Origin of the sequence: Paraburkholderia caffeinilytica (assembly GCF_003368325.1) — a bacterium.
In the GTDB taxonomy this organism is placed as follows: domain Bacteria; phylum Pseudomonadota; class Gammaproteobacteria; order Burkholderiales; family Burkholderiaceae; genus Paraburkholderia; species Paraburkholderia caffeinilytica.
In genome coordinates this window covers 4,438,403-4,450,225 of sequence record NZ_CP031467.1, presented here as the reverse complement: position 1 = coordinate 4,450,225, position 11,823 = coordinate 4,438,403, and the positions used below count along the sequence as shown (strand labels likewise).

13 protein-coding genes are annotated in these 11,823 nt (G+C 61.1%); 7 read left to right on the top strand and 6 right to left on the bottom strand.

What is annotated here, in order from left to right:
* Positions 1–92 precede the first annotated feature (92 nt).
* Complete coding sequence (locus DSC91_RS36130; RefSeq protein ID WP_175172042.1) at positions 93–1,010, top strand: LysR substrate-binding domain-containing protein; 918 nt, start codon at positions 93–95, stop codon at positions 1,008–1,010.
* A 1-nt stretch (position 1,011) separates the two neighbouring features.
* On the opposite strand, the gene DSC91_RS36125 is transcribed toward DSC91_RS36130, so the two are convergent.
* Complete coding sequence (locus DSC91_RS36125) at positions 1,012–1,917, bottom strand: LysR family transcriptional regulator (RefSeq protein WP_115783229.1); 906 nt, start codon at positions 1,915–1,917, stop codon at positions 1,012–1,014.
* A 95-nt stretch (positions 1,918–2,012) separates the two neighbouring features.
* On the opposite strand from DSC91_RS36125, the gene DSC91_RS36120 reads away from it, so the two are divergent.
* Genes DSC91_RS36120 through aroQ form a run of 6 tightly spaced genes read left to right on the top strand, consistent with a single transcriptional unit; the run spans position 2,013 to position 6,338 of the window.
* Entirely contained in the window at positions 2,013–2,969 is a 957-nt protein-coding gene (locus DSC91_RS36120; RefSeq protein WP_115783645.1) for a ketopantoate reductase family protein, read from the top strand.
* Complete coding sequence (locus DSC91_RS36115; RefSeq protein ID WP_115783228.1) at positions 2,956–3,348, top strand: VOC family protein; 393 nt, start codon at positions 2,956–2,958, stop codon at positions 3,346–3,348. Before DSC91_RS36120 ends, DSC91_RS36115 begins: the two co-directional genes overlap by 14 nt.
* A 1-nt stretch (position 3,349) precedes the next feature.
* A complete protein-coding gene (locus DSC91_RS36110; RefSeq protein WP_115783227.1) occupies positions 3,350–3,808 on the top strand; it encodes a MaoC family dehydratase in 459 nt (152 codons plus the stop codon).
* Complete coding sequence (locus DSC91_RS36105) at positions 3,808–5,028, top strand: CaiB/BaiF CoA transferase family protein (protein ID WP_115783226.1); 1,221 nt, start codon at positions 3,808–3,810, stop codon at positions 5,026–5,028. Before DSC91_RS36110 ends, DSC91_RS36105 begins: the two co-directional genes overlap by 1 nt.
* A complete protein-coding gene (gene aroE / locus DSC91_RS36100) occupies positions 5,028–5,861 on the top strand; it encodes a shikimate dehydrogenase (RefSeq protein WP_115783225.1) in 834 nt (277 codons plus the stop codon). Before DSC91_RS36105 ends, aroE begins: the two co-directional genes overlap by 1 nt.
* A gap of 33 nt (positions 5,862–5,894) precedes the next feature.
* Positions 5,895–6,338, top strand: coding sequence for a type II 3-dehydroquinate dehydratase (gene aroQ, locus DSC91_RS36095; RefSeq protein ID WP_115783224.1), 444 nt, complete (start codon positions 5,895–5,897; stop codon positions 6,336–6,338).
* A gap of 127 nt (positions 6,339–6,465) precedes the next feature.
* On the opposite strand, the gene DSC91_RS36090 is transcribed toward aroQ, so the two are convergent.
* From DSC91_RS36090 to chvE, 5 genes are all read right to left on the bottom strand, one after another.
* Positions 6,466–7,527 carry a maleylacetate reductase gene (locus tag DSC91_RS36090; protein ID WP_115783223.1) on the bottom strand — a complete coding sequence of 354 codons (1,062 nt, stop codon included), beginning with the start codon at positions 7,525–7,527 and terminating at the stop codon, positions 6,466–6,468.
* Between the two features lie 23 nt (positions 7,528–7,550).
* Positions 7,551–7,847: a Dabb family protein gene (locus DSC91_RS36085; RefSeq protein ID WP_115783222.1), complete on the bottom strand. Its 297-nt coding sequence runs from the start codon at positions 7,845–7,847 to the stop codon at positions 7,551–7,553.
* Positions 7,848–7,873: 26 nt separating this feature from the next.
* Entirely contained in the window at positions 7,874–9,082 is a 1,209-nt protein-coding gene (gene mmsB / locus DSC91_RS36080) for a multiple monosaccharide ABC transporter permease (protein WP_115783221.1), read from the bottom strand.
* Position 9,083: 1 nt separating this feature from the next.
* Complete coding sequence (gene mmsA, locus DSC91_RS36075) at positions 9,084–10,613, bottom strand: multiple monosaccharide ABC transporter ATP-binding protein (RefSeq protein WP_115783220.1); 1,530 nt, start codon at positions 10,611–10,613, stop codon at positions 9,084–9,086.
* Between the two features lie 94 nt (positions 10,614–10,707).
* Positions 10,708–11,778 carry a multiple monosaccharide ABC transporter substrate-binding protein gene (chvE, locus tag DSC91_RS36070; protein ID WP_115783219.1) on the bottom strand — a complete coding sequence of 357 codons (1,071 nt, stop codon included), beginning with the start codon at positions 11,776–11,778 and terminating at the stop codon, positions 10,708–10,710.
* Positions 11,779–11,823 lie beyond the last annotated feature (45 nt).

Sequence of the window (11,823 nt, the reverse complement as noted above, 5' to 3'; positions counted from 1 at the left end):
CTTGTCTCCGGTGTGCTTCAGGCATGACCAGAGACTACTATCACCGAATCGAACTATTATTATCCGATCTTGCACTCCATAATCACCAGATCATGCTTAATGAACCGATGCTCGGTGATCTCCGGCTCTTTTGCGAAGTCGCCCGCCGCCTGAGTTTCGTTGCCGCGGCGCATGAGTTCGGCAATTCGCAGACCCACGTCAGCAAGCGCATCGCCTTGCTGGAGAAGACGCTCGGGGTGAAGCTGCTGCATCGCACGACGCGGCGTGTGACGCTCTCGTCCGACGGCGAAACGGTCTATCGCTGGGCGCGCTCGATCCTCCAGGACGTCGACGCGATGCGCGACGATCTGTCGAATCTGCGGGTAAATCCCAAGGGTTCATTGCGTATCAGTGCAAGCCAGCGTCTCGGGCGCAGCCACATCGCGCCAATCGTGTCGCTGATGAAAAAACGCTATCCGGAACTGGAAATCTGGCTGGAGCTGGTTGATCGCCGCGTCAATCTCGTAGACGAAGGTTTCGATCTCGACGTCCGCGTCGGCGCGTTGCAGGAACCGGGGCTGATCGCGCATCACATCGCGGTCAGTCCGCGCGTGCTGTGCGCGGCGCCGGTCTATCTCGATGCACGCGGCCGGCCGAAGAGTGTCGAGGAACTCGCGCAGCACGACTGCCTCGTATTCCGCGAGCGCGACGAGCCATTCGGCGTGTGGCGTCTGCTCGGACCCGGCGGCTGGAGCACGGTGAAGGTCACGGGATCGCTGGCGTCGAACCACAGCGACGTCGTGCTGCGCTGGGCGCGCGACGGCCACGGCATCGTGATGGTCGGGCACTCGTACGTGGCACAGGCGCTCGCCGAAGGAGCGCTCGAACGCGTGCTGCCGGCGTGGGAGCAGCCGGCCGACGTATGGGCGATGTCGGCCGCACGCTCCGCGCAGTCAGCCAAGGTGCGCGTCTGCGTCGACTTTCTCAAACAGGAACTCGCGCAAGGAGAGTTCGCGTTGTGGAAGACTTAGCTCACCGCAAACTGCTGAATAGCTGAGCGACCAGATCGCGCAGCCAGCGATTTCCTGCTTCGTGATGATAGCGGGCGTGCCAGTGCTGTCGTACCGCAAACCCCTCCACGGGTATCGGACACGGATGCACCGACAGGTCATTCACCTTCGCCAGCGTCGCGCCGATATGCCGCGGCAGCGTGGCGATCAGGTCGGTGGTCTGGATGATTGCCCCCAGCCCGAGAAAGCCCGGCAGCTCGAGCACGACGTCCCGCTCAACCTGCTCGCGCACGAGCGCCTGCTCCAGCAGTTGCGCTCCGGTTCCCGCCGCGATAACCACATGCCCTTCCGCGCGGTACTGCTTTAACCCGAGCTTTCCGCGCACGCGCGGATGATGCTTGTTCATCAGACACACCCAGTCCTGCGTGTACAACTGCTGCTGGTAAATCCCGCCGCCCAGCCAGGGTACGTGACCGATCGCAAGGTCCGCCTCACCGGACTCAAGCGCCCGTTCGGTATTGCCGTCGATCCGTGCCGCCTCCAGACGGATGCCCGGCGCTTGCGCGCGCACATGCGCCAGCATTCGCGGAAGCAGCGTGATGTGGCTGGCGTCGGTCATGCAGATGCGGAACCGCCGTTTCGCGGTGGCTGGATCGAACTCGATCTCCCAGGCAGCGAAGCGTCGCAGCGATTCAAGAATCTCCCGGCACGGCCCGATCAGCGCATCGGCTTGCGGCGTCGGCGCCATGCCGCCCGGTGTGCGGATGAACAGCGGGTCCTGCAGATGCTCCCGCAAGCGCCCGAGCCAGATGCTGATCGTGGGCTGGCTCTGCCCAAGCTGCTCCGCCACGCGCGTGACGCTGCGGACATCGTAAAGAAGATCGAAAAGCTGCAATAGCTTCAGATCGGGGAGTTCCGCCGGGTTCATAGCGATATTGTCTAATGCAATGACGTCATTGTATCCATTGCATTGCCGACATGAGCACCGAATCGTATCTTGCTCTCCAGATCAGGGAGACGAGAGTGAAGATTGCGATTCTGGGTGCGGGTGCTCTGGGCTGCGCTATCGGCGCAGCGCTGACCGAAGGCGGCAACGACGTCTGGTTGTTGAACCGCTCGGCGGCACACGTGGAGGCCATGCGGCGTGATGGTCTGCGAGTGGACGATGCGAGTGGCTCACGTCGCGTGAAAGTTCAGGCCACGACGCGCGCCGCCGAGGCCGGCGTCGTCGATCTGGTGGTTGTGCTGGTCAAGTCATTTCATACCGATGCCGCGATGCGCGGCGCACTCGACCTGATCGGACCCGACACACTGGTCCTGTCGTTGCAGAACGGACTCGGGCACGAAGATGTGCTCGCGGACATCGTGGGGCGCGAGCGCGTGCTGGCCGGCAAGACCTACGTCGGTGGCGTGATGCGCAATCCGGGGCACATCGAGTCCGGCGTCGTCGGCAAGGCGACTTACATCGGCGAACTCGACGGCCGGATCACCTCGCGCGTGACGGCAATCGCCGAAATCTTCAATGCCGCCGGGCTGGCCACGACGGTCAGCGACAACATCGTCGGCACGATGTGGGACAAGCTGCTGGTCAATGTCGCAACTGGCGCGTTGACGGGCACTACCGGCCTGACCTACGGGCAGCTTTACGACGAGCCGCTTCTGAAGACGGCGGCGCTCGCCGCGGTGGCCGAAGCGATCGCGGTCGCCCAGGCGGCGGGCGTCACGCTCTCCACCACCGATCCTGAGCGCCCGTGGAAACTCGCCGCCGAAGGACTATCCGCCACCTTCAAGACTTCGATGCTGCAAAGCCTCGAGAAAGGCTCGATCACCGAAATCGACTTTATCAACGGCGCGGTCGTGCGCTGGGGACAACGGCACGGCGTGCCGACGCCCGTCAACGCGACGCTGGTGGCGTGCATCAAGGGCATCGAGCGCGCCATGACCGACAAAGCAGGGAGACAACCGCATGAACGGCAGTAAAGCCTATCTGGAGCACGTGGCCATCTGGGTGAAGGACATCCACTGGCACATCCGCTTTTTCGAAGACGTACTCGGCATGACGATGCGCGAGGTCGACGGCACCGTCGAAGAACCACGGCAGTACTGGACGCTCGGTGGTTTGCAATTCATCCATAACCCGCAGCATGACGCGCCTGAAGGCCGCCTCGCCCACCTGGGCGTGATGTGCGAAGACATGGAGGCCGCGCTCGCCGCCGCGCAACGGTATGACGTCAGCGAAATGCCGCAGGGACGCAACTGGTTGCGGCTGCCGGACGGCCTCGCCGTCGAACTGATCCAGGCGAGGCCCGCAGCGTGCGTGGCACGAGCACTGGACATCAATCCGCGTGCGGAGGTGTGACATGACGATCGTCGATAAGTACTGGGACGATGCCCGCGAAGGCGACGAATGCGTGAGCCCGCACTACACGGTGACGAAGGAACGCATTCTGGCCTACGCCGACCTCACCGGCGATCACACGCCGGTGCATGTGGACGAGGAATACGCGAACGTTAGCCACTTCGGTTCGATCGTCGCGCACGGTCTGTTTGGCTTGTCGATCGCCGATGGGCTCAAGACCCAAAGCGACTACCGTTTCCTCCCGGGCATGTCGCTCGGCTGGACATGGGACTTCAACCTGCCGATCAAGGTCAACGATGTGTTGCACGTGAAATTCCGTGTGGGTGCGATGCGCGCTAGCAAGAGCCGTCCCGGGTGGGGAATCGTCGTGCTGCCGTCCGAGCTGGTCAATCAGGACGGTCAGGTCGTCCAGCACGGCGAGCATCGACTGATGGTGCCGCGCCGACCGGGAGCATTCTGATGCAGGCACGTCCTCTCGAAGGTATTCGCGTCGTCGACTACAGCCATTTTCTGGCCGGTCCGTATGTTGGCCGCTGTCTCGCGGCGCTCGGCGCCGAAGTCATCAAGGTCGAACGGCCCGGCAGCGGCGATGCCGGGCGTCAGCACGCCACGGTGCTCGACGACGAGCAGAGCGGCTATTTCCTGCAACTCAACATGGGCAAACGCGGCGTCAGCGTCAACATGCGCGATGCGCGCGGCAAGGAATTCATGCAGCGGCTGTGCGACTCCGCAGACGTATTCGTCGAGAACTACCGGCCGGGTGCACTCGACAAACTCGGGCTCGGTTATGACGAACTGTCGGCGCGCAATTCGAAACTGGTCTACTGCTCGATATCCGCTTACGGCCATACCGGGCCGGACGCGCATCGTGCAGGTTTCGGCCTGATTGCCGAAGCGAAGAGCGGCATTATGCAGATGATCGGCACTCCCGGCGAGCCGCCGCCGCTGATGCGCATTTCGCTCGGCGACATGTACACCGGCATTCACGCCGTGGCGGCGATCAATGCCGCGCTGCTTGGTCGCGTGAAGAGCGGCCGGGGCCAGCATATCGACATGGCGCTGTACGACACACTGGTGTCGATGCATGAATACGCGGTGCAGTGCTACACGATGCAAGGCATCGTGCCGGAGCAAACCGGTCACGACATGCCCACGTCGACGCTTTACGGCGTGTTCCGTGCCGCCGACGGCGACCTCGTGATCGCCGCGCAGGTGGACGACGCGTGGAAGCGCTTCGCCGCCCTGGTAGAGGCGCATGGCGGGCCGGCTGGTTTCGGAACCGACACACGCTTTCACACACTCGCGGGACGCAATACGAACCGGTTGGACATTCTGTCGGTCGTGAAGCCCTGGGTGGCAAGCCGGCCGGTCGCGCAGGTGCTTGAGCTGCTGGACAGCATCGACGTGCCTTGCGCGAAGGTGCAGCGCATCGACGAGGTGCTGGCCGATCCGCAGATCGTCGCGCGCGGCATGGTGGTCGAGCAGGCGCACCCGCGCTACGGCAAGTTGCGCCTGCCAAACCTGCCCTTTCGTTTCTCCGACTGCGACACGACGATCCGTGAGGTCGCGCCCGATCTCGGTCAGCACAACGCGGAAGTGGCGCAATCGCTGGGCTTCGGCGCGGCCGAAATCGACGCGATGCAAACCGATGGCGTGTTGTATTCAACAGTGAGGCCGTGATGAGCGACCCGTACGCAGTGATCGGCAACCCGATCGGACACACGAAATCTCCGCTGATCCACGGACTCTTTGCAAAAGAGTCGCAGCAGGACATGTCCTATACGGCGATCGAGGGTCCGCTGGAGCCGCACGACGCGTTCGCCGATACCGTGCGCGCGTTCATCGCAGCGGGCGGCAAAGGCATGAACGTGACCGCGCCGTTCAAGCTGAAGGCGTTCGCGATGGCCGACGAGCGCAGCGAGCGCGCGGCACTGGCAGGCGCCGCTAACGCGTTGGGCTTTAAGGACGGCAGGATCATCGCCGAGAACTTCGATGGCGTCGGCCTGTTACGCGACATCGAAGTCAACCTGAACCTGCCGATGGCCGGCAAGCGCGTGCTGGTCCTCGGCGCGGGTGGCGCAGTGCGTGGCGCGTTGCTGCCCTTCCTGGCCGCGCGACCCGCTGAACTGGTCGTCGTCAACCGGGACATCGCGAAGGTTCGGGCGCTGGTCGACCAGGTTGCCACGAGCGGGACGCTGGCCGTCTGTGGGTACGGCGATCTGGAGGCGATGGGACAGTTCGACCTGGTGGTCAACGCGACGTCGGCCAGCCTCACCGGCGAGCTTCCGCCGGTTCCACCCAGCGTTTTCAGTCCCACAGGCGCGGCTTACGAACTCGCCTACGGCAAGCGGCTGACGCCCTTCCTGCGACTCGCGCGCAATGCGGGTGTGCTGGGTGTCGCCGACGGTGTCGGCATGCTGGTGGAGCAAGCGGCGGAAGCGTTCGCGTGGTGGCGCGGCGTGCGGCCCCAGACTCGTGCCGTGATCGATCGGCTTACGGTGCCGCTCGATTGAAAATACAACGGAGTGGCAAATGAAGAGTGACAAATGAAAACGGTTCTGATGCTCCACGGTATCAACCACAATATGTTTGGCAAGCGCGACCCGGTGCAGTACGGAACGATCACACTGGCCGAAATCGATGCCCGGCTACAGACTCTCGGCTTCGAGCTTGGCGTGCAGGTCGAATCGTTCCAGACGAATAGCGAAGGGGCAATGTGCGAGCGCATCCACCAGGCCTTCGAGGAGCGCTGCGGCGCCGTGCTGATCAACGCCGGAGCGTGGACACACTACAGCTACGGTATACGCGATGCGCTGGCGATTCTCACCTGCCCGGTTGTCGAACTGCACATGTCCAACATTCACGCCCGAGAGCCGTTCCGGCATCACTCGGTATTCGCCGGGATCGTCGATGGGCAAATCTGCGGCTTTGGGGTTGAGAGCTATCTGCTGGCCTTGCGAGCCGCAGTTGCCCAGAGCAAACATAAGTAAGTGAAGCAATCGGCGATCTGGATCCGGGCCAAAGCCGGCATCGGCACGAATTGGCGTTAGCGCGGCTTTCACCCACGCTCTTTTGTTTGACGTCTTTTTTCGGCCACGATTCGACCCGCCGCGCCAATCAAGGACGCGGCCGGCTTCCCTCCCACGCGCGCTGGAGCAATGCCCTAAGCGGCGTTCCTTCCACCGGACGCGGGTTCCAGTAGGGATTGGACATCGCGACCTCGCACGCACGATCCAGGTCGCTCTCAAGCAGCCCGATCTCACGCAGACCTCGAGGCACACCAAGCTCGTGGCTCAGGTCATACAAACCATCTGCGGCGGACTCCGCATCAAGTGCACGCGCAATTCGTGTCATTGCCTCCGCCGCCGCGATACTGTTGTAGGCGAGTGCATGTGGAAGAACAATCGCGTGTGTCTCCGCGTGCGGAAGGTTGAACGTCCCGCCAAGCGTGTGGCAGAGCTTGTGATGGAGCGCCATCCCGACATTGCCGAGAACCATCCCGCAAAGCCACGCGCCATAGAGGCAATCGCTACGCGCCGTCGTGTCCCTGCTGCTCTTCTTCACGCCGCGCAGACCATTGGCGAGCGCGCGGATTCCCTCTTCCGCCATCAACGACATGACCGGGTTTCCATCCTTTGCATACAAGCCCTCTGCCGCGTGTGCAATTGCATTCAGGCCGCTCACGAACGAGAGATGAGCCGGCAATCCACCCGACAGTTCCGGATCGTAAAGGACCGTTTTGGGAAGAACCTTTGGGTCACGGCCCGTCTGCTTGAGTCCATTCTCAGTTATGCCGTAGATCGGCGTCATTTCCGAACCCGCGTAGGTGGTCGGAATCGCGATAATCGGCAGGGACGATTCGAGTGCAATAGCCTTGCCGAGACCGATCGTCGAGCCTCCGCCAATCGCCACCGCACAATCCGCGCCCACTGCCTTTGCATGTTCGCGCGCCCGGCGGGCGTTTTCGATGGGAACATGCATCTGTGCTCCATCGAAGACGCCGGCACTCGACGGACCGAGAAGGGACGATATGACTTCGGCCTGCGCTCTCTGCTCAGGGGTGCACAGAACCAGCGCCCTGCGAGCGCCCAGCGTCTCGACTTCCTGCTGGATGAGCTTCATGCTGCCGGCGCCGAACACGACCCGCGAGGCAGGCGTCGTATAGGTAAATTCGTACATAGGATTCTCTATCGTTCACCGGCTCAAACGTAATCGACCTGATGCCGGGCGATACGGCTGTCCCCAATGACCTGCTTGACGCGCAGATGCTCGGGATGAGACGCGTATGCCTCCAGCGATTCCGGATCTTCAAACTCGGTGTAGAGCACAACGTCACAGGCGTAATCGACCCCGCTCACGTCCATGCCGACTTCGAGCTTCGTTAGTCCCGGGATTTTCCCGATCAGACTTTCGAAGGCGCCTTTCACCAGTCGAGCCGTTTCCTTCCTTTGCTCGGGTGTATCACCGCGAACATCCCACATAACGATGTGTTTAATCATGTCGATTCCGTGTTGACATCCGAAGCTCAGGCCTTGTTCTTGTTGTACACGTCAACAAACACAGCCGCGAGCAACACCACGCCCTTGATCACCTGCTGATAGTCAACGCCGATGCCCATAATGGACATTCCGTTATTCATCACGCCCATGATGAAGGCACCGACTACCGCACCCACCACCTTCCCGACACCGCCCGAAGCAGACGCACCGCCGATGAAGCATGCAGCGATCACATCGAGTTCAAAGCCCGTCCCTGCCTTCGGTGTGCCGCTATTCAAGCGGGCGGCGAAGATGAGGCCGGCCAATGCCGCCAGAACGCCCATATTCACGAAGGTCATGAAGCTGATGGCCGGAACACTGACTCCAGACAGCCTCGCCGCCTTCGCGTTGCCGCCCACCGCGTAGATACGGCGACCCACGGTGGTGCGATTCATGACGAACGTATAAACGCCAATCAGCACGCCCATGATGACGAGAACGGTCGGCAGGCCGCGATACGACGCAAGGATGTAGCAGAGGAAAGCAATCAGGCCGGTGAGGACGACGTTCTTCGCGACGAACATCGAGAACGACCCGCTACCCATGCCGTATTTCGTTGCGCTCGCACGGTGCCTAAGTTCAATCACGAAAAAGAGCACGCCCACCAGAATTCCAAGCAGGATCGACGTGACGTGCAGATTCTGCCCGTGAAAGACGTCGGGAATGAAGCCGGAACTGACCGCGGCGAAAGCGTCCGGGAAGGGCCCAATGGACTGCCCCTGCAACACGAGGTTCGTCAGCCCGCGGAATACCAGCATGCCCGCCAGCGTGACGATGAACGACGGCATCCGCCAGAACGCGATCCAGTAACCTTGTATGGCCCCGATCAGCGCGCCGGTGAGGATACAGATGACGGTGGCCAGCACGTAGTTGACATTGAACTGCACCATCAGCACCGCTGCGAGTGCGCCCACCAGCCCCGCGGTCGAACCGACCGACAGATCGATGTGACCAGCAACGATCACCATCAGCATGCCGAGGGCCATGATGACGATGTAACTGTTCTGAAGCACGAGATTCGTCAGATTGAGCGGCTGCATCAACACGCCGTTCGTCGACACCTGAAAGAATGCCATGATGACGATGAGTGAAACCAACAACCCGTATTCACTGGCGGCCCGCTTGAACACCTGAACGAATTCGCTATTTTTAACTCCGGCGTCCTGCGGTGCCGCCGGCGAGAGTGCCTTACGCATTTCACATACCTCCATTTCGCATGATTGCCCGCATGATCTTCTCCTGCGAGACTTCCTCCGCGGTGAACTCGCCGACGAAGCGGCCTTCGTTCATGACATAAACGCGGTCGCACATGCCAAGAAGCTCCGGCATTTCCGAAGAAATCATGACCACGCACTTACCCGCTTCAACCGCCTGATTGATGATGCTGTAGATCTCGTATTTCGCTCCGACATCAATCCCGCGCGTGGGCTCATCCAGAATGAGCACTTCCGGTCCCGAGAACAGCCACTTGCTCAGCACCACTTTCTGCTGATTGCCGCCGGACAGATTGGCGACGACATGTGTTACCCCCTGGGCGCGGATACGGAGCTTCTTCAGGAAATCAGCCGCGACCGTCATTTCTTCGTGTTCGTTGATCACGCCGAGTTTCGACACGCCGGCGAGGTTCGCCAAGGTAATGTTTCGCTGGATGTTGTCGTCAAGGACGAGGCCGTTTCCTTTGCGGTCTTCGGTCACATACGCGAGGCCTGCCTTGATCGCCTTCTGTACCGTCGAGACGTCTACCGGCTTTCCGTGCATAAGCACGGTCCCGGATATGTCCTGGCCGTACGTTCCACCAAAGACGCTCATGGCAAACTCGGTGCGCCCGGAACCCATAAGGCCGGCAATACCGACGATTTCGCCCTTTCTTGCCTTCAGATTGACACCCTTGATAACGGCCCGCTCCCGCTGGGTCGGATGCTGCGCCCGCCAGTCCCTGACTTCGAAAATCACGTCGCCGATGTTCGGCACACGCTTCGGATAACGGTCGGACATCTCACGGCCGACCATCGCCTTGATGATGCGGTCTTCGCTCACACCCCCGACCTTGCAGTCGAGCGCGTCGACAGTCGAGCCGTCGCGGATGACCGTTATACCGTCGGCAACACGTGAAATCTCATTGAGCTTGTGCGAAATGATGATGGACGTCACTCCACGCGCCTTCAACTCCAGCAGGAGATTGAGCAGCGTGTCGCTGTCCTTTTCGTTGAGGCTTGCCGTAGGCTCGTCAAGGATCAACAGACGGACCTCTTTCGACAATGCCTTGGCGATTTCGACAAGCTGCTGCTTGCCGATACCGAGCGTGCCTACAGGCGTATCGGGGGAGTCGGTCAGCCCGACCTTCGCCAGCAGTTCCTTCGCCTTGGACCGCGAGCCCTGCCAGTCGATGACGCCACGCCTCGACTGTTCGTTGCCCAGGAAGATGTTTTCCGTAATCGACAGCATGGGGACGAGTGCGAGTTCCTGATGGATGATGATGATCCCCACCTCCTCGCTGTCGGCGATGTCCGAGAACGCGCGATCTTCGCCGTCGTAGACCACCTTGCCCGCATAGGAGCCGTGCGGATAGACACCGCTCAAGATCTTCATCAGCGTCGACTTGCCCGCGCCGTTCTCGCCGCATATGGCATGAATCTCGCCTTTACGGACTTTAAGATTGACGTTATTCAGGGCTTTGACGGCGCCAAAGCTTTTCTGAATTTCGTTCATCTCCAGAATGGTTTCCATCGTCGTATTCCTCGGATCGGTCACGTGCAATACGTGTCTGTGTAGCGCCGGCGACAACCGCACGCCGGCGCCCACGAAGGCTGGAACTTCGTTACTACTTCAACTGCGCCTGCGTGTAATACCCGCTAGTGACGAGTTCCGGCTGCCAGTTGTCCTTGTCGACGAGGATGGGCTTCACGAGATAGGTCGGGACGATCTTCGCGCCGTTGTTGTAACTCTTCGTGTCGTTCACCGGCACGGTCTTTCCGGTCAGCGCGTCGTCCACGATATCGGCCGTGATGCTGGCCAGCTTGCGCGTATCCTTGAACACGGTCGTCGTCTGGTCGCCGCGTATGATTCCCTTGACGTTCTGCAGATCCGCATCCTGGCCCGTGACAATCGGCATCGGCTGTTGCGCCGAACCGTAGCCGACACCCTTGAGCGAAGAAATCACACCGATTGCAATGGCGTCGTTCGGCGTCCACACGGCATCGAGCCGGTTGTTGCCGTAGAAGGCGCTCAGCAGATTGTCCATGCGGGACTGGGCTGTGGCGCCATCCCAGTTGCGGGTGGCGACTTTATCGAACGGCACCTGCTTGCTGCGAACCACGAACTTCCCGCTGTCGATATACGGCTTGAGTACCGACATCCCGCCGGCGTAGACCATATGCGCGTTGTTGTCGTCCGACGAGCCGCCGAAGACCTCAATGTTGAAAGGGGTCTTGCTGCCCTTCTTCTGCCAGGCGGCAACGATGCTCTGGCCCTGCAGGACACCCACGCCGTAGTTGTCGAACGTGGCGTAGTAGTCGACGTCTTTTGTCTGGCTGATCAGGCGATCGTACGAGATGACCTTGATATGATTCTTCTGCGCCAGTGCCAGAGCGTCGGAAAAGGTCTTCCCGTCGATCGGCGCAATCACGAGCGCCTTGACACCCTTGGCCAGCATGTTCTCGACCTGGTTGACCTGAGTCGGCACGTCATAGTTGGCGTACTGGAGATCGGCGGAATAGCCCTTCGCCTTCAGCGCGTCGACCATGCTTTTGCCATCGGTGATCCAGCGCGATTCCGTCTTGTCCGGCAGGGAAATCCCAATGACTCCCTTGTCCTGCGCGTAAGCGGATACGGAAATCGCTGACAGTGCAATCGAGGCAGCCACGGCCGCCGCGACGTTCTTGACGATGTTCATCGTTTGTCTCCTAATAAGGATTGCATAATTTACTTCTGACTTTCC

Bases quoted from the DNA above. Each gene is read 5' to 3' on its own strand.
- DSC91_RS36125 (WP_115783229.1), bottom strand. From the start codon at position 1,917: ATGAACCCGGCGGAACTCCCCGATCTGAAGCTATTGCAGCTTTTCGAT.
- aroQ (WP_115783224.1), top strand. From the start codon at position 5,895: ATGAAAACGGTTCTGATGCTCCACGGTATCAACCACAATATGTTTGGC.
- aroE (WP_115783225.1), top strand. From the start codon at position 5,028: ATGAGCGACCCGTACGCAGTGATCGGCAACCCGATCGGACACACGAAA.
- mmsB (WP_115783221.1), bottom strand. From the start codon at position 9,082: ATGCGTAAGGCACTCTCGCCGGCGGCACCGCAGGACGCCGGAGTTAAA.
- DSC91_RS36090 (WP_115783223.1), bottom strand. From the start codon at position 7,527: ATGTACGAATTTACCTATACGACGCCTGCCTCGCGGGTCGTGTTCGGC.
- DSC91_RS36115 (WP_115783228.1), top strand. From the start codon at position 2,956: ATGAACGGCAGTAAAGCCTATCTGGAGCACGTGGCCATCTGGGTGAAG.
- DSC91_RS36110 (WP_115783227.1), top strand. From the start codon at position 3,350: ATGACGATCGTCGATAAGTACTGGGACGATGCCCGCGAAGGCGACGAA.
- DSC91_RS36130 (WP_175172042.1), top strand. From the start codon at position 93: ATGCTTAATGAACCGATGCTCGGTGATCTCCGGCTCTTTTGCGAAGTC.
- chvE (WP_115783219.1), bottom strand. From the start codon at position 11,778: ATGAACATCGTCAAGAACGTCGCGGCGGCCGTGGCTGCCTCGATTGCA.
- DSC91_RS36085 (WP_115783222.1), bottom strand. From the start codon at position 7,847: ATGATTAAACACATCGTTATGTGGGATGTTCGCGGTGATACACCCGAG.
- DSC91_RS36105 (WP_115783226.1), top strand. From the start codon at position 3,808: ATGCAGGCACGTCCTCTCGAAGGTATTCGCGTCGTCGACTACAGCCAT.
- mmsA (WP_115783220.1), bottom strand. From the start codon at position 10,613: ATGGAAACCATTCTGGAGATGAACGAAATTCAGAAAAGCTTTGGCGCC.